Consider the following 22510-nt stretch of genomic DNA (forward strand, 5'->3'; position numbering starts at 1 on the left):
AGGTATGCCATTTTACCAGCATCAATTTGCTAATTCTTGTTAAGTTCATGAACTATGAAACAAGCATATCTAATAAATATATTCAACATATAAGAAACTTTTGACTGTCTAAATATGCCCCTATTCAGGAGGGATTAGAAAGTAAGTGACTTCTCATCTATCCTCTTATCAAGCGGACGGGATGGGCGGGCCGACTCCTGCAGGAAATAAGGGCAAATGGAAATCCACCAGCGAAGCCGGTTAGTTCCATGCCCTCCTGCGGAAAGCGTGCCCCCCATCCCGGTAGCGAAGTCGAAGCAGTGTATTACGGTAAACGGAACGGTTTTCTTTTCTTGTTATTGAGAATTAAAGTGGTCGCTATGAACATTTACACTCTAAAAAGCCACATTGAATTAATTACCCAATGACCTAACAATAATCCCTTCCCGTTCTAAACGTACTCTCAGGTCCATTCCAAAACGAACCGCATCCTTTGAATCTCCATGCAAACAAACCGTATCTGCTTCAATAGGAATAAACGTCCCATCTACTGTCTTTACCACTTTCTCCTGTACCATTAAAAGTACCTGCTCAACTGCTATTTGCGAGTCATGTATTAATGCATTCGGTTCTCTTCTCGGGGTTAATGTTCCATCGATCTGATAGGTTCTGTCTGCAAAAACTTCATTTGCTACCGTTAATCGATACTTTTTTCCAGCCTTAATTAGTGCACTTCCAGATAATCCGTATAAAATAAGAGTTGGATCTGTTACAAAGACGGCTTTGGCAATGGCCTCTGCTATTTCCGGATTTATGGCAGCTTGATTATAAAGCGCACCATGTGGCTTAACATGATTCATCTTCACACCATTCATCTGACAAAATCCTCTTAACGCATTAATTTGATAAACAACCGAATGGAAAATATCCTCTTTGCTCGTTTCAATTGCACGTCTTCCGAATCCAATAAGGTCTGCAAACCCTGGATGTGCCCCAATTTTAACGCCATGCTCAATGGCTAGCTTCACCGTTTCAGCCATAATATTGTGATCTCCAGCATGATAACCACAGGCAATATTCGCTGATGTAATATGCTTCATTAATTCTCGGTCTTCACCGACTTTAAAAGCACCAAAGCTTTCTCCTACATCACTATTTAAGTCTACTGTTACCAACTCTTTCATCCCCTTTACTTGCTTGCAAGGAGCTTCGCATTAATTCCGGCCTTTATTTCATTCACTTCATATTCTCTCTTTAAATAAAGGGTTTCAGCTTCTTGTAGCGTGATCTTTTGAAAATAAATTTCTTCACCTGGCTTCGCTTGAGCAATTACAGAAAGATCAACAGAGCTAATCTGACCGATGATCGGATAACCCCCTGTCGTCTGACGATCGGCCATCAAGATAATAGGATTTCCGTTTGCTGGAACTTGAATTGCACCAGTTGTTATAGGCTCTGAAACGATGTTGACTGGTTCTTTTAGCGACAATATGTTTCCTGCAAGACGGTAACCCATTCGATCCGATTCTGGACTCACTTTAAATTTCTCCTCAAAAAAAGCCATCTTACTTTCAGCTTTGAAGAGATCGAAATGTTGTCCCTCCATGACCCGTACCAAATGTGGACGTTTATAAGAGAAAGAGTATGGTGAACGAACGTCCCAGTTAGTTGATGCAAACGAGTCAGGATTGCTTTCTTTTACACTAGCTATTAGCTTCTTAGCTTTTGTTGTTGCCTCTCCAATCGGAATTTCATCTCCTCCTTTTAAGGCTCTTCCATTATAACCACCCAATTTAGCACGCAAATAGGTGCTGCGGCTCCCCATAACCTTCCGAACATCACAACCACCAGCTACTGCCACATATGCTCGACAGCCTGATTGTACTTGACCGAAAGAAAGAATTCTTCCTCCTTTGATAAGAACGGGACGGTTTAATGGAACAGGGCGACCATCGATCATAGGCGAAAGATTAGCTCCAGTTATAGCGAGTAAGGTTTCCTTCTTAAATCGTATAGAAGGACCTGAGAACGTAATTTCAAGCCCTGCATCATTATCATTATTTCCGATAAGAGTATTCGCCAGTCTTAACGAGAATGGATCCATTGCACCACTTACAATCACGCCATCACGCTGATAACCAATTCTCCCTAAATCCTGAATTGTCGTCAAAAGACCTGACTTAAGAAGCTCCATGCTCATAGTTAATCCTCCTTCAGTAACAGAAATTCCTCTTCAGTGATCGGTTTAAAGCGAATACGATCACCCGCCTGGAGTAAACAAGGTGAATGATTAATTGGAGAAAACAAAGATGTAGGTGTTTGCCCAATAATCTGCCAGCCACCTGGTGATTCGATTGGATAGATTCCCGTTTGTTCGCCTCCTATACCAACTGACCCTTGCTTGATTCTAAGTCGAGGCTTTTTCCTTCTTGGTGTGGTCAATTTAGAAGACAATCCGCCCAGGTACGGAAAGCCAGGAGCGAAACCAAGCATATAGACTAAATAACTCTTACTTGAATGAAGGTTAATCACTTCTTCTTCTGTTAGTTGATGAAACTGTGCAACTTCAAGTAAATCAGGTCCATATTGCCCCCCGTATACAACAGGGATTTCGATTTCTCTTACAGGAATCTTTTTATTCAAGTCGATTGTTTTGACGCTATCTGTGAGGAAGCTCCGAATGTAATCACTAGTTGTCTCTCCTTGTTGTTTCACCCTCATTACTAGTAGTGGGTCAAAGTGAACTGTGACACTATAAAATCCTGGGACAACTTCTATTAAACCTTGAAAAGGATCGTTCTCTAATTTAGTTGATAACGCTTTCACCTTTTCGTGATTTTCCTCTGAGATTTCCTGCCCTACATATATTGTAACAGCAGTCTCACTAATAAATCTTATGTTCGTTTCAAGCTGAATGGAGGTCATTTAGATAGCACTCCCTCTCTATCTTATGTGTCATATTATTATAGATGAAGGAATTATACTTAGGTCCTTGTTAGACTCAGTTCATCTATAAGAACATGTTCAATAACGTAATGGCTTCGTTCGCTACGCGTCTTGTGATGAGGAGACCACTCATCACAAGACTTTAAAGGATGTAGCGACTACACTCATTGCTTTGAGTTTGTTCAAAAAGGGAAAAACCATCCTTTTTGAACAAACTCTATAAATGAAGGATGCCTCACAGAAAGAGACACCCTATGTTACTAGTTATTTTGTTGCGCTTCGTAATAATGTGAAAGCTCAATAATCATTGCACCCATTCGTTCTATTTCAGGGGAAATAATCCGTTTGACTCCCTCTTCCTGTAACGCCTCTGCGGTTACCTTACCAACTGCAACGGCAACAACTTTATCCTCAAACGCTTCAAGGACTCGTTCAGTGTAATTTTTACTTCTTAAGAAATTAAAAAACGAACGAACTTGAATGGCAGCTGTAAAACAAACAGCATCAACCTCTTGATTCGTCATTTCGTTAACCAATGTTTCTAGGGTATCCCATACAGGATCAACATGCTGATATGGTAGAAGCTGTAAAACAGTAGCTCCAGATTCCTCTAAAAAAGTAATAAGACGAGGAGCGTTCTCTCCATGTAATTGCACGACAACTCGTTTACCGTTAAAATCAACGTCTTTTAGAGCTTCCATCATTCCTGCCGTTGTCCCATCATCATCCTTAGCATCTGGTGTGACATTCAATTTTTTTAATGCCGCAAATGTTTTATAGCCTCTAGACGCCACCTTCGCATGATGAATCGCCTCAATAAACTGATCTTTTATTCCCATATCGGATGCTAAATCAACAAGTCTTTGGGCTCCCATTCCAGTTGTGAAAATCATCCAATCATAGCTTTCCTCAATAATCTTTTCTAGACCTGGTTTTACTTGTTCATCAGCCAAGAAAACCGTCCCTTGAAGAGAGCGGACTAACGGGATACCCTGCTGTTTCTCAATTAAAGTACTCATTTCCTCCGTTTTACGTGATGCACCAAGTACAACTCGTTTTCCGAGTAAACCCTGTTTCATCTAGAACACCCTCTTTCATGAATAGTAGATTCCTTAAGTATAAAGGATTAATATCTGGAACAAAAGCCTCATTCAGCAATGAATAGACGTTCCCACTCTTTTTTTCAACCAAATCAAAGCTCTAAAAGAAAATACATTGAATCACTATTAAAACATATATCATAAATAATGAAATTGTTATATTATTAGTAGCGGTAAAGCAAATAGAAACCGTTTTTTATTTTGATCGAGGAGCTAAAATGGATGGATATCTTCACAATCTTAAAAGCAATTATTCTTGGAATCGTAGAGGGATTAACTGAGTTTGCCCCTGTTTCATCAACCGGACATATGATTATTGTAGATGATATGTGGCTGCAATCAGAACAATTCCTCGGAAAATATGCCGCGAATACATTTAAAATTGTCATTCAACTCGGTTCAATACTTGCAGTTGTTGTTGTCTTTAAGGATCGCTTTATTGATCTACTTGGCTTAAATAAGTTTAGTAAAAAGTCTTCTGAACAAACAAACCGTCTTAAGTTATCACAAGTAATTGTCGGACTTATTCCGGCTGGTATTTTAGGGGTTCTGCTTGAAGACTATATTGATGAATATTTATTTTCAATTACTACCGTTTTAATCGGTTTAGTTGTCGGTGCGATTTTGATGATTATCGCTGACAAATTCAGTTCAAAAGATCCCGCGATACAAACAGTTGATCAAATTACCTATAGGCAGGCACTCGTTGTCGGACTAATCCAATGTTTATCACTCTGGCCAGGATTCTCTCGATCCGGCTCGACGATATCTGGTGGGGTATTACTAGGAATGAGTCACCGGGCCGCTGCAGACTTCACCTTTATCATGGCTGTTCCGATCATGGTTGGAGCTAGTGGGCTGTCTCTTTTGAAGAACTGGCAGTATTTCACTGTTGATGCAATCCCATTTTTCGTCGTTGGTTTTATTAGTGCGTTTATTTTCGCTCTAGTTTCAATTCGCTTTTTCTTGAAGCTTATTAATAAAATCAAACTCGTACCATTCGCGATTTATCGAATCGTCTTGGCGTTTGCAATCTATCTCGTTTACTTTTAATAAGCACCTCAATATAAAAAAGATAAGGCTTTGGAATGAAACCAAAGACCTTATCTTTTATTCTTTCTATGCAACATAGATAAAGACAGCTTCACCCTCAATTTCTACATCAAATCGCTTCACACAGCCATGATCAGGTGCCTGTACCTGGCCATCCTTCATATTGATCTTCCAATCATGAAGAGGACAGAATACATGGTCGCCACTGACGATCCCTTCAGATAGGGGACCGCCTTTATGAGGGCAACTATTTTGAATGGCTAACACTGTATCATCGCCTTTTTTAAATAAGGCAACCTCTTCATCAGCAACTTTGACTCGCTTCCCAACACCCGGAGTTAATTCTGAAAGCACAGCTACTTGAACTTTATTTCCATTCTTTGTCTGATTCATTTTGGAATCCCCCCTATTGAAGTACTTCTATATTGTTCTTTTTGTATTCACTTTGCTTTTCTTCGTTTTCGATGATTTCTTTCCAAGGGTCCTTACCAGTTGAAAGAGCAAGATCCATTCTCTCAATCAATGCATTGCGGCCTTCTGTATCTTCAAGAATGACTTTCTTCATATGATCTAAGCCAACACGTTCAACAAAATGGGATGTACGCTCTAGGTAACGAGCATGTTCACGGTAATATTGCATAAAGGAACTAATGATATCAATCAGCTCATCTTTTTCTTTAACCTTGCAGAATAATTCACCAGCACGAAGGTCGACACCACCATTACCAGCAACATAAAGCTCCCAGCCTCCATCAACACCAACAACACCGAAGTCTTTAATACCTGATTCAGCACAGTTTCTCGGACAAGCAGAAACAGCCATTTTCACTTTATGAGGAGTATTAATATATTCAAATTTCTTCTCAAGTTCAATCCCAAGTCCGATCGAGTCTTGTGTACCGAAGCGACAGAACTGAGCACCAACACATGTTTTGACAGTACGTAAGGCTTTTGCATAAGCAGAGCCTGATCTCATGTCTAAATCCTTCCATACCTTTGGCAGATTATCCTTATCAATACCGACAAGATCGATCCGCTGTCCACCCGTTACCTTTAATAATGGAACGTCGTACTTATCCGCTACTTCAGCAATTTTGCGTAATTGAGCCGCATTCGTGACCCCACCATACATTCGTGGAACAACGGTAAATGTACCATTATGATTAATATTTGCATGGGCACGTTCGTTAATAAAGCGTGATGTTGGATCATCCTGATTTTTAATTGGATCAACCATTTTCAAGTAGTAGTTAATTGCCGGTCGACATTTTGAACAACCTTCGTCAGACTCCCAGCCAAGTACATTCATCACTTCTCGCGGATGAGAAAGGCCTAATTCACGAATTTCAGCTACGACTTCCTCGTGTGAGAACTCAGTACAACTACACATTGGCTCTTTCGCATTTGCAACAGATTCACCTGTTGTAAGTGTTAAGAGATCCGCAATAAGTGGTTTACAGCCACCACATGAACGACCTGCATTTGTACATTGCTTCACCTGTTCAACTGATGTCAATCCTTGATCAGTGATGGCCGAACAAATATCTCCCTTTGATACTCCATTACAGCCACAAATGGTCTCACCATCAGCCATAGCAACAACAGGACTTTCACGTGTACCAGAATTCTCAGAAGGTAAGATCGCTACTTTACTCATTTGCGAGATATCTTCGCCACTTCTCATCATATTTAACAGACGAGGTGAATCACCAGTATCACCGAATAGCACGGCCCCGACAATCTTGTTATCTTGAACAACAACCTTCTTATAAATCCCCTCGAATTCATCATGAACTCGAATTGCTTTTGTTTCAGAATTGTCCTGGAAACGCCCTGCTGAGAATACATCTACTCCAGATACTTTTAATTGAGTATACACAATGGAACCTTGATAACCTGGTTTTGTCATCGGTTCAGATGCACAAATATGCTCAGCAAGTACCTTACCTTGTTCATATAATGGTGCAACAAGACCATAAGCGATTCCTCTATGCTCCGCACATTCCCCAACCGCATAGACATTCTTAATGCTTGTTTGCATATAATCATCAACGACAATTGCCCGTTCTGTCTTGAGTCCCGTTTTCTTAGCAAGATCAATATTCGGCTTAATTCCGACAGCCATAACAACTAGATCTGCTTGAATACTCGTTCCATCTTTAAAACGAAGACCTTGGACACGGTCCCGACCAATAATACTCTCCGTTTGAGCCTCAAGTAAGAAGTTCATGCCTTGGCCTTCTAATTCTTCCTGAAGCATCTTGCCAGCCGGTTCATCTAATTGTCTTTCCATTAATGTATTTGAAATATGAATGACGTCTACCTTCATATTAAGATTTAATAGACCTCTAGCAGCTTCTAGCCCTAATAGTCCCCCACCAATAACGGCAGCCTTCTTATAATTTTTTGATGTTTCGATCATTGTTTCACAGTCTTTGATATTCCGGAACGCAATAACCCCTTCTTTATCTGCACCTGGCAATGGCAGCATAAACGGATTTGAACCAGTAGCGAAAATCAATTTATCATAAGGGCACTCAATTCCTTTTGAACTGTAGACAATTTGCTTCTTCGTATCGACCTTAATAACAGGATCACCTGTATATAATATCACTCCATTTTCTGCATACCAGTCATAATCATTCAGGACGATATCATTTACATCTGCATCCCCCTGTAACACAGATGATAATAAGATTCGGTTATAGTTCGGATGAGGTTCCTCTCCAAATACAGTCATTGAGTAACGTGCTGGGTCTTTTTTAATAATCTCCTCTAATGTTCGAATTCCCGCCATACCGTTTCCAATAAGTACAAGTCTCTCTCCCACAAAAATCCTCTCCTATCTAAAATGATATTTAGCTTTCTTGTGCTAACAAAAGTCGTCCTGTTAACTGAGTCATGAGCTGAGTCATATTTCCTACGTCTTCGAATACGACATCTGGATGAATTCCTTCATTTCCTAATACCTTAACCGCATCTGCCTGACATAGAATTGACAATTTAGAAAGGCCTTCCCGACTAACTATGCCTTTTTTAAGAAAATTCAAAAATTTAAGGGCGTGTGTTTTACTGCTAAGGATTAAAGTATCTGCATGCTCTTCTTCAACAAGCCGATTAAATGCTTGAATCTCTCCCTCTGAGACAATATCTTCATGTGTGAACAAGTGGTTGACTTTGTGCACGTCTACTAGATCAATAGATTTCATATCTAGCTCACTTCCAACAAACAACGGATTGATAAGCTTCTTGGCCGAATGAAACTCTTTGGAGCGACAGCCTATCTGCAAAAGTCTATCTCTCGTTGAATCCTTATTGCTGTAGAACACTGAATGAATTTCTCGAAGGTCACAATCATATTCATTAATCGCTTCAATAAAATGGTCAACACTAGCATCAGATAAAAAGACTAGCTCTGCACAGGAATTAAGATCCTTCCATCTTTCTTTAAATGGAGTTTCCTTTATTAAGGAACGTTGAGTTAATCTAGGGTGCTGATAGACATCGGCTCCCTCTCTCTTAAGCTCGGAGACAATCAATTGTTGTGCCGGGTCACTCGTTGGGAATAAGATACCCTTTCCAGATAACGATCGTTGGTCAAACCATTGTAGTTTCTTTCTTAGTTTGACAACATCACCAACTACAATGATTGCTGGGTTCGTCAATTCTGCCTGCTTCACTTTTCTAGCAATGGTTTTCAGTGTTCCATCAATCGTCCGTTGCCTGCTAAGTGTTCCCCACTGAATGACTAGGACAGCTGTATCTTGGGGTTTCCCATGATTGATCAATTGATCTGCTATTAATTGTAGATGCTTCACACCCATATAAAAGACAATCGTATCAACACTACCTGCTAGCGATTCCCACTTTATATCCGGCTTGCCATCCTTTGTCTTACTATGTCCTGAAACAACTGCAAACGATCGTGAGTGCTCGCGGTGAGTAATTGTCGCACCAGCGTAAGCCGGTGCTGCAATCCCTGCCGTAATCCCAGGGACAATCTCATAGTCTATCTTATTATCTGAGAGTAATTCTGCTTCCTCGCCGACACGACCAAAGACAGCAGGATCTCCTCCTTTCAAGCGAACAACTTTCTTGCCTTTTCTTGCATGTATGAGTAATTCCTTTTGAATATCTTCTTGTCTGAGAAAGTGCTGACATGGTTGTTTTCCGCAATAGACCAGTTTCGCATCCGATTTGACTTCCGTTAATAGAATGGGATTGACTAATCGATCAAACACAACTACATCTGCTTCTCTCAAAACTCGTCTTCCTTTTATCGTTAATAATTCTGGATCGCCTGGTCCTGCTCCAACAAAATAAACAATGCCTTTTTGCATGTTCACTGCCCCCCTTCTCCTTACTACTTAGTGTAAAGCAATCATTACCTCCCTTGTTAGATCTTGTTAAATATTCTGACAGCTTAATTATCTAATTTCGATTAGAAAATCTGACAACAATGATCATACTGAGGCTTCCGTATAAAACTGATCTACAGCTGAAACCGTAACAGCCGCCACTTTGAAGCCAGGCATTCTACAGGTCGGATCCAACTCATTTGAAATGAGATCATTAACGTTTTGAGAATCTCCCCAGTGAAATGGGATGAATACTGTATCTTTTCTAATATTCTTCGAGTATTGACTTCGAACAATAATCCTACCTCTTTGCGACTCAACACAAACTAGCACATTCTCATCAATTCCGTATTCACTCGCTGTTTCTGGATGGATCTGTACATGTGATTCCACATCTCTTGCAGCAAGTGCGGCACTCTTTCTCGTTTGGACACCAGATAAGTAGTGAGACATGACTCTCCCTGTTGTTAAATAAAGCGGGAATTTCTCACTAACTCGCTCTTTACGAAAGTCCGCTTCATTTGTTACCGGGATGATTCTACTTCTCTTGTCTTCATGGTGAAACTCTTTTTCAAACAATGTCTCCGTCCCAGGATGATCAACACTCGGACATGGCCAGAAGAGACCGTCACCTTCCATTAAGCGTTGATATGTCATTCCATAATAGTCGGCAATGCCTCCACGACTCGCTACTCGTAACTCATTAAATACGTCTTCAACCGTCGAATAAGAAAAGTGCTCTTCTTTCCCTAGTACTTTCGCGACTTCACATAGAATTTCCCAATCATGCTTGGTCTGCCCTGGCTTTTCCTTTGATGCCGGACGATGCATGACACGTCCTTCTAAGTTCGTCATCGTCCCCTCATCTTCAAGATATGAGGTCGTTGGCAAAATCAAGTCTGCATGCTTACCAGATTCAGACATGAACATATCTACTGAGACAAGAAACGATAACTTTTCGAGTGCATCTTTGACATAGGTAGCGTTTGGATTCGATACAATCGGATTAGATCCCATAATGAACATTGCTTTAATTTCGCCTTCATGAATCTTTTCCATCATTTCATATGCCGACACACCTTTACGAGGAAGCTCCTCCTCCTTTACCCCCCAAACATTTGCAATGTATTCACGATGCTCTTGATTTTCAATTGATCGATAACCAGGTAGCTGATCAGCCTTTTGCCCGTGTTCACGCCCACCTTGACCATTTGCCTGACCGGTGATCGCACCATAGCCACAGCCTATCTTTCCAATTTTTCCTGTAATCATTAGGATGTTCAGAAAATTACGGACTGCCATATACCCATCCGTTTGTTGTTCAACCCCTCTAGCTGTGAAAATCATCCCTCTCTCTTCGTTTCCAAAGAGGTTTGCCGCCCTTTGAAGATCCTCGTAAGCAACACCAGTCTTTTCAACAACGTCATCGATTGTAATTGAAGATAGATGATCAACTAGCTCTCCAAATCCATTTGTCCGGTTTGCAATAAAGGTCTCATCTATTGCCTTAACCTCAAGTAATAGCTTAAGCAATCCATTCGCAAGAGCAGCGTCTGTTCCTGGCTTAAGCTGTAAATGCAAATCAGCAAGCTTGGCCGTTGCTGTTTCTCGAGGATCAATAACGATGATTTTCGTGCCATTTTCCTTTGCACGCTCAAAATATGGCATAATCGTTGGCTGGCAATCAGCAATATTAGTTCCGACTAAAATAATACAATCTGTCTGTTCAATTTCCGAAAGTCGATTCGTTATTCCACGGTCAATCCCAAATGCTTGATTAGCTGCAGTCGCAGCAGCTGACATACAAAAACGTCCATTATAATCAATATATTTGGTTTGTAGTGCAACCCTCGCAAATTTCCCAAGTAAATAAGACTCTTCATTTGTTAAGGAGCCACCTCCATAAACAGAAACGGCGTCATTTCCATATTCCATTTGAATCTCTTGAAATTTATCTTTCATAACCTGAAGAGCATATTCCCATGACACCGGTATAAACTTCCCGTCTGATTTCAATAACGGTTGCTTAATTCGGTCGCGATGCATTACATGTTGATGGGCGTTTAAGCCTTTCACACATAATCTTCCTTCAGACGTCGGGTTATCAACTGGTATTGTTTTATAACTCGTTTTGGTGGCACTTTTTTGTTCGACCACTGCCATCTTGCATTGCATGCTGCAATACGGACATTGGGTTTGATACGTTTTTTCGGACTGTATCTTCTCTTGTACCGTTTGAACGTATTTGAGTAATAATTCTGTCACAACGTCACATCCTTTTTGTCCAATTTTCACTATTACTGCTTAGGACAGCTCAAGCTTTTTAAGATGATGCTGACTATTTTTGTGAAACCCTTCTAAAAGTTCAATTCGCAAATCATACTCAAAGAGCACTTCTCTTAGATGAATAATCCCGATACGGTCCATCCATTGTTTTATTGATTCAAGGTAATTTGCTGTTTGTCGATAATATTGAACCAATGCGATAACTGTATCCGATACCGATACATCTCCTTCACTAACGCATAGAAGTGTCCCGCTGATATAGATCTCCCAGCCTCGATTTATCTTAATTAGTCCGATATCTGTCTGCTTGCTATTGGCTCCATCATGGATACATCCAGAGGCAGCAAGAAATAGGTGCTCTGGTGTATATGCGTATTCTAAAAGCTCATCTAGCTGTTCTGCTAATTCTAGTACCGAGTACCTATCACAATGACAGTTTGTTTCTCCAATACAGGTTCGAACATTATGAACCCAATGTTCTGAAGCCCTCTTTTCGATACCTAGCTTATCTAAGATTGTCTCTACATCCTGTTCCTTAATTCCGATTAAGCTAATACGCTGGTTTTGCGTTAGGGCAACCCTATTTATTTTGTAGGTATCAATTAAATTGGATAACTCTTTTAATGTCTCTGCCGAAACCATTCCGCCGCTCAACGATGGTGTAATTGTATAGTTTCCATCAAATTGCTTTGTCGCACCTACCCTCTGATCTGCTACATTCGAGCTAATACCATCGGCAAATATGATGCCGAGGTAATAATCAAGTGCTGCTGAGCACGTGGAACAGCCACTCGCTTGCCAGCCTAGCTCTCTTTTGACATCCTTAATTGTAGTTAGATGCTGGACCTGAATTTGCTCAACCACTTCGTTCTCGGTAAGTGTAGTACAGGAACAGAATGTCTTCTCTTCGATCGCTTCATCAAACTCATCACTTTGAATATACGAAAGTAAATCGGTTACTAACGGTTTACAGCCACCACATGATCCAGAAGCTTTTGTGCATTTTTTAATATCATCAACCGTTGCACAGCCTTGATTCTGGACGGCTTCAATGATCGTTCCTTTTGAAACGTTATTACATGTACAAATCGTTTCGGAGAGTGGCATTGTAGCAAGATGCTCTTCAGCCGATTTTGTTGTTACTTGAAAGATCGCCTCCTTCACTACATCTGCTCTTTCTTGATTTGAGATCATTTCCATTAATTTTGGACCTTCTCTCGTATCTCCAAACAAAACAGCTCCAATTGCAATTTTGTCTCGAAAAACAACCTTTTTATAAATCCCTTCTAGTTCATCCAAAACATTCATACTTTTTGTTGTCGCGTCATCAACAAACTGGCCTACCGAGAACACATCAACCCCGGAAATTTTAAGCTGAGTAGAAAGTATCGTCCCTTGATACCCTCTCGTTCCGACATCACAAATATGTTTCGCTAGTACTTTTCCTTGTTCATATAATGGTTTGACTAATCCGTAAACAACACCTCGATGCTCTACACATTCACCTACCGCATAAATGGATGGATCACTTGTTTGCATGAAATCATTGACAACGATCGCTCTATTGATTTCAAGTCCACAGTCTTTCGCTAGTTCAATATTTGGCCTTACACCAACGGCCATCACAACGAGATCCGCTCTTGTTTGAGTTCCGTCTTTAAAGGCAATTGCTTTCACACGTTTCTGACCAATAAATCGTTCCGTTTGTTTTTCTAAGAGAAAGTTCATTCCCTGCTTTTCTAGCTCAGCTTGGAGAAGTTTGGCTGCTTTGCAATCAAGCTGCCGTTCCATCAAGTAATCACCAAGATGCACGACATCGACCTTCATCCCTAAATGAAGCAGGCCTTTTGCTGCCTCTAACCCTAGAAGACCTCCACCGATCACAACGGCCTTATCATAATTTTTCGCCGCCTCTACCATTTGTTCACAATCTTCCATTGTTCTAAAGGCCATAACGCCTTCTTTGTCACTGCCTGGAAATGGGATCATAAATGGATTGGAGCCTGTTGCAATAATTAACCGATCATAAGCGATCGTTTTCTTTTGATCTGTACTAACTTCTTTTTTCTTTCTATTAATCTTCGTAACCGTCTCTCCTGCATGAAGCGTGATCTGGTTTTCTTCGTACCAATCTAAACCGTTAATTAAGATATCATCCATTTTGGTTCCACCCTGCAGCACAGCTGAAAGCATGATACGATTATAATTTCCATGTGGTTCACTACCAATTATGTCAATGTCAAAGGCATTTGGGTCATTCTTAATAATCTCTTCCGCACAACGAACCCCTGCCATCCCGTTCCCGATAATAACAAGCTTTTGATTTCCCATTGTAAACCTCCAGCATAAATGAATTGAATTATACGAAAATTCAGCATTCAAATAGTAAGTAGTTTCCATTATCACATAGCTTCCCTAAAAAATAATTGAGTCTGTCACATCTTTTGACAAACAACTTACTGTAAACCCTTTATTACCAATGTTTTTCTCAAGTCCAATTTTTGGTCTTACTTGGTCAGATGTTCTGACCATGTCCCCCTGGAGTAACAATCAAAAAAGACAGTGACTAACCATATTGACAGAGATTTTTTTTTCTCTGTCAATATGATAAGCCACCGCCCTTCTTAAGCACTATGGAATTGATGTTTTTTCTTAAATTCTGGTATGAGATTCATACATAAACAGCCCGTTGCAAAAATCGCTAGCAAAACAAAACCAATGCTGTAGCTACCTGTTGTCTCCATTAGGAAACCCATTACTAGTGGTGGAAAGAAACCACCAATTCCACCTACTGCACTAATAATCCCCGTTACGGCTCCAGTGTTGTTTGGCGATACGTCCGGTACTAGTTTGAACACAGCTCCATTTCCTGCTCCCAATAAGATCGCCATAACAAAACAGCAGATACAGAATGAAACAATACTAGAAACAACAAATGCCATGATCAACGAAGTGCAAACAATACCAGCAAACAAAAGTCTGAGCACTTGCTTAGCACCGAGTTGATCAGCAATATACCCACCAAGGGGTCTAATTAATGTAGCAACAATAACAAATCCAGCGACAAACCATCCTGAAACCGTTGCCGTAAAAAGAAATGTTTCTTGAAACAGTGTTGGCAAATAGAATCCGAAGGCAACGAATCCACCAAATGTTAAGAAATAATAGCATGAGAGAACCCATGTTTCTTTAAATTTTAATACACTGAGCGATTCTTTTAGCGTTTTTGCCTTAGGCGGGTTAGGTACATCTGCTGTACACATCCAAAAAACGAGTGACATCGCAGCCAATATAACTGCTAAACTCCAAAAAGCCCAGTTCAAACCAAACCAATGAACAATTGATGGAACAATCAATGCTGCCATCGCCGTACCCAAATTACCGACACCAATAATACCAAGTGCTAATCCCTGCTTTTCCTGTGGATACCATCTAGTTACATACGTGATCGCAATTGTAAATGTCGTTCCTGTCATACCTATTAAGAAGGCCCAAAAGAGTAATGCAGTATAAGAATTTGAAAACCCTGCAGCAATTAAAGGAAATACACTAAAAATCATTGTTAGTGTATAAATTTTCCTTGCACCAAATTTATCTGCAATAATGCCCATTGGTATACGCATTAACGACCCTAATAAGATCGGTGTGACGATCAAAAAGCTTTTTTGCGTTTCAGATAGTTGATACATTTCTTGTAATAGTGAAGCAATCGGCGAAAAGACCGACCAAACAGTGAAAGACACAATCATCGCTAACGTTGAGAAAAGTAGTGCTGCCATTTGTCCTTTATGCTTCATATTCTCCCCCTTTTTATCTTAATATTCTGAACAAAAAAATCGAAATAAAAGACAGAAGCACTGTTATCATTTCTGTCAGACCTATTTTTAACAAAGTGAAAAACCCTTTTATTTATGCAGGTTTAATTGTAAATAATTAAAAAATCATAATCTATCAATGTGTTAGATGTGTTGACAAAGTATTTTCGGTAGAAATATTTCTATACACGAAATAAACATGTTAAAATAGGAATAATATTCATTACATTTCGAGGAGGATATACCGATGACAGAACGTCTTATCGTACTAAATAAAGACGAAGATACTATTTCTATTATCAATCTTGAAACAAAGCTAATTGAGAAAACGATTGAAACCGATCATAACCCACATGAAGTGATCATTACTCCCGACGGGCAAAAAACATATATTGCTTGTTCCCTAGGAAATAAGATTAATATTATTGACAACTCTAGATTTGAAATCGTTAAACGGATTGAACATCCAGATTTTGATTTCCCTCACGGACTTGGCTTAACGAAGGACGGGAAGAAGCTTTACCTTGCTTCAACCTATAGTGAGAAAATCTTTATTATTAATACGACCACAGATGAAATCGAGAAGATTTTACCTACATTCCAAGATAAATCTCATATGATCTCTTTTTCTCCAGATGGAAATACCGTTTATGTACCGAATATCGGTAGCAATAATATTACCGTTATTGATGTAGAAAAAGAAGAAATCATCAATCACTTCCCTGTCGGTCCAGAACCTGAGGGTATTGCTGTTCATCCGAACGGTCATCACTTATATGTTGCTAACCAGGGTGACAACACATTGCATGTAATTGATACAATGACATATGAGGTATTATTCAAACGTCGCATTGGTGGTTGTCCTGTCAGATTAGTCTTTTCCCCTGACGGAAAATACGCACTTAGTGCTAACCGGGAGTCAGGAGATATTTCAGTAATTGAAACACAACAAAAAATTAATGGACAAGTACGCCCTTGGGAAATCAAACGAGTGCCAGTTGGTATATGGGCAGGTGGTACAGTATTTAATGACGATGGTTCCTATGCATATGTAGCGAATAACAAAACAAATGATATTTCAGTAATCAACATGAGTACACTTAAAGAAGAAGGACGAATCGATGCAGGGATTCATCCTGATGGAATTGCCTATTTAAAGCAGTCAAATTAGAGTTAATACATTGATCAAAAGAGGAGCAAGGGTTATTAAAAACCCCTGCTCTTTGTTATTTCCCAAGCAATCGATTTCTGTCGAAAGGAATTGATTGACTTTTAGTTTGCTAGACGTTAAATTGTTTCCATAGGGAAACTTTTTATCATCTGTCCACCTTTCATGCTATTGGGAAAAAATAGTGCACACCTTCATATCATCTTTCATATGTTATTTTTGTATTGCACTGCTTCTTTTTTTCTCTAAAAAGTTTACCTAAGGAAAAATAAATAGCTTGAACCAAAAAAAGGAGGAGTTTTTAAAATGAGAAAAACATTAAAGTGGGTCTTTGCAATTTGTCTAGTTGGGGTACTTACAGCCTGCGGTTCAGAAACAACGGGTTCCGATAATGAGAAAATGATCATTACAACAACAACAGGACAAATTGCTGATATCGCAATCAACGTCGCTGGTGATTTAGCAGAAGTTGAATCTTTAATGGGGCCTGGAATTGATCCACATTCCTATCAAGCATCACAGGGAGATATTTCAAAATTAGATGAAGCAGATATTATCTTCTACAACGGATTACATTTAGAAGGAAAAATGGATACGATTTTCGAGAAAATGTCCAAAGATAAGCCAACAGTAGCTGTCGCAGATGCCCTTCCTACCTCATTACTACTTGATGATCAGGAAAATGCGAGTGAAATCGACCCTCATATCTGGTTTGACCCTTCAAAATGGGTGTATGCTGTCGAGGAAGTTCGGGATCAATTAGTTGAGCTTGATCCAGATCATGCTGATACGTACAAAGAAAATGCTGAAAAATACCTTAAAGAAATTGAAGCTCTTATCGCTTACGGTGAAGAGGAATTTGCAAAAATCCCTGAGGAAAGTCGCGTTCTTGTCACCGCTCATGATGCCTTTCAATATTTTGGCGAAGCTTTCGGCTTTGAAGTAATGGGGCTTCAAGGCATCAGCACAGACTCAGAATATGGATTACGTGATGTGCAAGATTTAGTCGATGTGCTTGTTGATCGCAATATTAAAGCCGTCTTTGTTGAAAGTAGTGTGTCGGACCGTTCCATCACCGCAGTTGTTGAAGGTGCTGGCGAAAAGGATCATACCGTTGTTATTGGTGGAGAGTTATACTCTGATGCGATGGGAGAGCAAGGAACAGAAGAGGGCACATACGTTGGTATGTTCAAACACAATATTGAAACAATTGTGTCATCATTGAAATAACTGTTATAGAAGGAGGAATTCCAATTGGAACCAGTTAAAGTAAGCAATGTAACTGTCGCTTATAACCGTAAACCCGTCCTTCAAGAGGTTAGCTTCACAGTACCTGAAGGGAAATTAATCGGCATTATTGGGCCTAATGGTGCAGGAAAGTCTACGCTAATAAAGGCAGCTCTCGGGCTTATTCCAAAAGCCTCTGGAGAGGTTGAAATTTACGGAGAACCTTATAAAAAACAAAGAAAATTAATTGGTTATGTTCCTCAAAGAGGCTCTGTTGATTGGGATTTTCCGACAAATGCACTTGATGTTGTACTAATGGGACGCTACGGCCATATTGGCTGGTTTAAGCGTCCCGGTAAAAAGGATATCGAGTATGCTCTTTCATGTTTAAATAAGGTTGGAATGAAGGACTACGCCAACAGACAAATTAGTCAATTATCTGGCGGACAACAGCAACGGGTCTTTCTTGCTAGAGCACTGGCCCAAGATGCAACTGTCTACTTTATGGATGAACCGTTTGTTGGTGTTGATGCGGCTACAGAAAGAGCGATTATCTCTCTGTTAAATGAACTAAAGGCTCAGGGCAAAACCGTCCTTGTCGTCCATCATGACCTTCAAACTGTCAAAGATTATTTTGACTGGGTGCTATTATTAAATATGCGAAAAATCGCCATTGGTCCAACGGAAGAAGTGTTTACGATGGAGAATCTCCAAAAAACATACGGAGGCCGTCTAGCATTTCTTGACCAAAGAAATGCGATAATTGAGCAACATTAGGGGTGACATTCATGATTGAAATTGTCATAAATCTTTTCACAAATCCAAATTCTCAATGGGTATTAATTGGCACAACTTTACTCGGCATTGCGAGCGGAGTTCTTGGTAGCTTCGCCTTGCTTCGCAAACAAAGCCTGATCGGGGATGCCATGGCACATGCGGCCTTACCAGGGATCTGTGTCGCCTATCTTATTATAGGCTCTAAATCAATGATTTGGTTTTTAATCGGTGCAGCACTCGCTGGTTTGTTAGCGACTTACTTTATTCAAATGATTATTAAACATTCCCGAATTAAAGAAGATACAGCAATTGGTCTAATTTTGTCCGTGTTCTTTGGCTTTGGGATTGTTCTTCTAACCTATATTAACCAAAATAGTAACGGAAACCAAAGTGGCTTAGACGAATTTATATTTGGGCAGGCTGCTTCGTTAGTTGGAACAGATGTGAGAATCATTTCTGGGGTTGCCATCACTTTAATCATCATTACATTTATTCTATTTAAAGAACTGAAACTACTAACATTTGATGCCCAGTTCGCACGTGGAATTGGTCTACCAACAGGCTTGCTAAATGGCTTACTCATGACATTAATTGTTGGGGCTGTCGTGATCGGCCTACAAACTGTAGGAGTGATTTTGATGGCAGCAATGCTTATTACTCCTGCAATTGCCGCTAGATATTGGACAGAACGACTTGATCATATGATCATTATTTCTGGTGTTATTGGTGCCGTCTCAGGCGTTTTAGGAACGGCCTTAAGTATTTCTGCAAATAAAATGCCTACAGGGCCGCTTATTATTGTTGCAGCTACAATCATCTTTCTCGTTTCACTCGTATTCGCTCCAAATCGTGGCCTACTTATGAAGTCACTCCGCCAATATAAGTTGAGAAAAGAAGTATTAAAGGAGAACACTTTACAAACTCTCTATGATTTATTAGAAGAAACATTGCAACAGAAACCCACTATCACATCTAATGATTTTTCGACAGGGCAAATCATCCAAAGGCGTCATACTAAGAAACGTGCATTAGAACAAACTCTTGTACGTCTTGAAAAAGATGGGCTCACTTGTCAAACAAAAACGAATCAATGGACATTAACAAACCGAGGACTAAAGGTTGCCCATACAATTACTCTTCAAAATAGATTAGTAGAGGTTTACTTGATGAATGAAACAAAATTTGCCCATCTCAATATCAAACAAGATCAAAAGTCCGACATCTTTAAGCTACCGAAGGAAATTCTTGAGGAATTAAAAGAATTACTCTTAATCTATGACAGGGAACCTAAAGCTATTCAACTAGTAACACATTCAACAAGCGGATTTCGAAGGGAGGCGAATAGCCAATGACGTATGGGGCTTGGATTATCTTAACAGGTTCTCTTGTCGGTGTTACGTGTGGGGTCATTGGCTGTTTTCTTATCTTAAGAAAAATGGCCATGATTGCCGATGCCATAAGCCATACCGTTCTACTTGGTATCGTCGCTGCCTTTTTAATTAGTAATAGCTTGGAAGGAATCAATATGTTCATCGGTGCGGTGATCGTTGGATTGCTTACTGCCTTCTTAATTCAACTGCTTGATGCGAGTGGTGTTCAATCAGATGCTGCCATTGGAGTCGTCTTCACTTCTCTATTTGCAGTCGGGGTCATTTTACTAACCTCATTTGCAAGCCGTGTTCATTTAGATGTCAATCACACGTTAATGGGTGAGATTGCCTTCATCCCTTGGAACACTCTTGAAATTGCTGGGGTCGACCTGGGACCTAAAGCCGTTTGGATCCTAGGTTCTGTTCTACTTATTAACTTAATTATTATCGCTTGTTTTTACAAAGAGATTAAGATTGCCTCATTTGATCCGGATATGGCTATAGCACTAGGCATCCCCGTCATGGTCATTCATTATTTGTTAATGGGAATGCTGTCAATCTCGACTGTTGCTTCTTTTGATAGTGTTGGTGCGATCTTAGTTGTGGCGATGCTTATCGTTCCTGGGGCAACTGCTTATCTATTGACGGACCGCCTATCTATCATGCTGATCCTAAGTGCAGTTGTAGGTATTCTTTCAGCAGTAGGAGGTTATTACACGGCCCTTTTATCCAATGTCTCCATATCAGGCTCAATGGCATCCGTTGCTGGAATACTCTTTGGTCTTACATTTATTTTCTCCCCCACACACGGGCTGCTTTCAAAGCTACTCGCACGTCGTAAACTTAAATTTAATGATTCCTCAAACTAAGACAGCAGTGGCTGTATTCAGCTTGTTGACAAAGCTCTTTGAAGAGCAGTCAGCAAGCTTTTTTATTAGGAAGGCTATGACAGGACCTTCGACTCCGCTACCGGGATGGGGGCACGCACCCTCCGGAGGGAATGGAACTAACCGGCTTAGCCGGTGGATTTTCACTGAAACAAGCTCCTTTTTATAAATTTGAGCAAGCAGCAATGTCTCAAATGTTTCAGGTTTTTTTACAGTTTGTAGAATTCTTTACGGACATATGATCCCTTAAATCCTAATAATCCCCCCTTCTTAACACTGTTAGGGACATATGATCCGTTATTTCATATAAATCTTAGAAAAATGACAATCCAAACACTGAATAAAGGATTAAATGTCCGTTACTACACGATTTTTTGTTTTTTTCCATTACTTAGCGGAACCAATGTCCGTAAGTAAAACTGAAATCTAAATCGCAGGGTTTCCTGTTTGTCGAGTACGTAAATGCAGGCACCCATTTTGGTCTTTTATATTTGTATATTGGCATGTGATTTTTTAAACCGTACCTTTTCAGAGTCCTCCCTTCCCCCCTGCAGTCAGTCACCCTATCCTCAATCGTAAGACTGAGAACAATCTTAAATATCGTTAGTTCCTAGAGTTACTCTGTCTACAGTCCGTATAAAGCAGCCACTGTTTTTTGTAAAATATCCCATTTACCCATTGACCGTACTTTTGTATTAGTGTACTATCATATTAGTACAGTATAACAAAATTATAAGGAGGTCATTTTATGTCAGCTTGGTTCAGTTTAGTTAGGAAGGAAGTAAGAGTGGGGTTTGCGGCATTTCTAATTCCAATCATTGCTTTTATTATCATTAGTGGGGTTGCTGCTTATTTCAGTTCAAACGCAGGATTTTCATTTGAATCGATAACGATTGTTGCAATGATTGCTACAGGGGTTCAAGTATTTTATCTCGTTTACTATCTGCTGCATAGTTTGCAATATGAAAAGAAACGCCTGCACTTGTGGCTCCACAATCCGATGCCTGGATACGCCCTCCTTCTCGCCAAAGTTGTATCGGGGTTATTCTTTATGGTCATCACCATGATCATAACGGCTTCCACCTTTCTCCTGTCATGGAATTACTCATCAACATTCAATCAAGAGCTGGCAGATGTTAATGTTCTTGGCATTAGCCTATTTGGAGGTTCACATCTTATTTTAATAGCCTTAAGCTTTGCCGCTGTTTTCTTGTTCTTCTGGATGATCTTTCTCGCCATTCATTCAAAATTGGGAGGCTTTGTTAGTTTCGTTATGACGTTTGTACTTTTTATAGCTTTCGCAAGTATTGGTGAGTGGTTTTCAGGGACCGTCCTTGTTGAAACAATTACGTCATGGGGGCCAGTTCAATTCCCGGAACTAATCAATGGACTTAGCTTCACCGTTGATTCTGAAAGTACTGATGTAATGAGTGAAATCGGAGAAGTTAACCTGTATATCGGTGAATACATTTTTGAATCTGTCCTTGCCCTTCTCTTATTTCTGGGTGCTTGTTGGCTTCTTGAACGAAAGGTTGAGGTTTAAT

Annotated in this window: 17 protein-coding genes; 7 read left to right on the plus strand and 10 right to left on the minus strand. The window is 40.0% G+C overall.

The features are described from left to right. Positions 1-392 precede the first annotated feature (392 nt). From J7W16_RS19605 to J7W16_RS19620, 4 genes are all read right to left on the minus strand, one after another. Entirely contained in the window at positions 393-1154 is a 762-nt protein-coding gene (locus J7W16_RS19605) for a 5-oxoprolinase subunit PxpA (RefSeq protein ID WP_210599181.1), read from the minus strand. Positions 1155-1168: 14 nt separating this feature from the next. Next, positions 1169-2179, minus strand: a complete 1011-nt coding sequence (locus J7W16_RS19610) for a 5-oxoprolinase subunit C family protein (RefSeq protein ID WP_283246061.1) — start codon at positions 2177-2179, stop codon at positions 1169-1171. A 2-nt stretch (positions 2180-2181) separates the two neighbouring features. Beyond that, positions 2182-2904, minus strand: coding sequence for a 5-oxoprolinase subunit PxpB (pxpB, locus tag J7W16_RS19615; protein ID WP_210599182.1), 723 nt, complete (start codon positions 2902-2904; stop codon positions 2182-2184). A 281-nt stretch (positions 2905-3185) separates the two neighbouring features. Next, positions 3186-4004: a uroporphyrinogen-III synthase gene (locus J7W16_RS19620; RefSeq protein WP_210599183.1), complete on the minus strand. Its 819-nt coding sequence runs from the start codon at positions 4002-4004 to the stop codon at positions 3186-3188. A 243-nt stretch (positions 4005-4247) separates the two neighbouring features. Between J7W16_RS19620 and J7W16_RS19625 the strand changes: the two genes are divergently transcribed. Further along, positions 4248-5078 (plus strand): undecaprenyl-diphosphate phosphatase, encoded by an 831-nt coding sequence (locus tag J7W16_RS19625; RefSeq protein WP_210599184.1) that lies wholly within the window; start codon positions 4248-4250, stop codon positions 5076-5078. A 66-nt stretch (positions 5079-5144) separates the two neighbouring features. On the opposite strand, the gene nirD is transcribed toward J7W16_RS19625, so the two are convergent. The 6 genes from nirD to J7W16_RS19655 all read right to left on the minus strand — a co-directional run bounded on the left by nirD (position 5145) and on the right by J7W16_RS19655 (position 15519). Then, entirely contained in the window at positions 5145-5471 is a 327-nt protein-coding gene (gene nirD, locus J7W16_RS19630) for a nitrite reductase small subunit NirD (RefSeq protein WP_210599185.1), read from the minus strand. Positions 5472-5484: 13 nt separating this feature from the next. Then, positions 5485-7908: a nitrite reductase large subunit NirB gene (nirB, locus tag J7W16_RS19635; RefSeq protein ID WP_210599186.1), complete on the minus strand. Its 2424-nt coding sequence runs from the start codon at positions 7906-7908 to the stop codon at positions 5485-5487. Positions 7909-7936: 28 nt separating this feature from the next. Then, positions 7937-9418 (minus strand): uroporphyrinogen-III C-methyltransferase, encoded by a 1482-nt coding sequence (cobA, locus tag J7W16_RS19640; protein WP_210599187.1) that lies wholly within the window; start codon positions 9416-9418, stop codon positions 7937-7939. Between the two features lie 123 nt (positions 9419-9541). Further along, positions 9542-11701, minus strand: coding sequence for an assimilatory nitrate reductase catalytic subunit NasC (nasC, locus tag J7W16_RS19645; RefSeq protein ID WP_210599188.1), 2160 nt, complete (start codon positions 11699-11701; stop codon positions 9542-9544). A 39-nt stretch (positions 11702-11740) separates the two neighbouring features. Then, entirely contained in the window at positions 11741-14053 is a 2313-nt protein-coding gene (gene nirB / locus J7W16_RS19650; RefSeq protein ID WP_210599189.1) for a nitrite reductase large subunit NirB, read from the minus strand. 293 nt (positions 14054-14346) lie between these two features. Beyond that, positions 14347-15519 (minus strand): MFS transporter, encoded by a 1173-nt coding sequence (locus J7W16_RS19655; RefSeq protein WP_210599190.1) that lies wholly within the window; start codon positions 15517-15519, stop codon positions 14347-14349. A gap of 265 nt (positions 15520-15784) precedes the next feature. Between J7W16_RS19655 and J7W16_RS19660 the strand changes: the two genes are divergently transcribed. The 6 genes from J7W16_RS19660 (at position 15785) to J7W16_RS19685 (ending at position 22509) form a co-directional block, all read left to right on the plus strand. Continuing rightward, a complete protein-coding gene (locus J7W16_RS19660) occupies positions 15785-16708 on the plus strand; it encodes a YncE family protein (protein ID WP_210599191.1) in 924 nt (307 codons plus the stop codon). 303 nt (positions 16709-17011) lie between these two features. Beyond that, complete coding sequence (locus tag J7W16_RS19665; protein WP_210599192.1) at positions 17012-17935, plus strand: metal ABC transporter solute-binding protein, Zn/Mn family; 924 nt, start codon at positions 17012-17014, stop codon at positions 17933-17935. Between the two features lie 24 nt (positions 17936-17959). Then, positions 17960-18709: a metal ABC transporter ATP-binding protein gene (locus tag J7W16_RS19670; RefSeq protein WP_210599193.1), complete on the plus strand. Its 750-nt coding sequence runs from the start codon at positions 17960-17962 to the stop codon at positions 18707-18709. A gap of 11 nt (positions 18710-18720) precedes the next feature. After that, positions 18721-20061 (plus strand): metal ABC transporter permease, encoded by a 1341-nt coding sequence (locus J7W16_RS19675; protein ID WP_210599194.1) that lies wholly within the window; start codon positions 18721-18723, stop codon positions 20059-20061. Then, positions 20058-20948 (plus strand): metal ABC transporter permease, encoded by an 891-nt coding sequence (locus J7W16_RS19680; protein WP_210599195.1) that lies wholly within the window; start codon positions 20058-20060, stop codon positions 20946-20948. The genes J7W16_RS19675 and J7W16_RS19680 overlap by 4 nt, the downstream gene beginning before the upstream one ends. A gap of 766 nt (positions 20949-21714) precedes the next feature. Further along, positions 21715-22509 (plus strand): hypothetical protein, encoded by a 795-nt coding sequence (locus J7W16_RS19685; RefSeq protein WP_210599196.1) that lies wholly within the window; start codon positions 21715-21717, stop codon positions 22507-22509. Position 22510: the final 1 nt, after the last annotated feature.

It is taken from the genome of Halalkalibacter suaedae (genome assembly GCF_017939705.1).
In the GTDB taxonomy this organism is placed as follows: Bacteria; Bacillota; Bacilli; order Bacillales; family Bacillaceae_D; genus Halalkalibacter; species Halalkalibacter suaedae.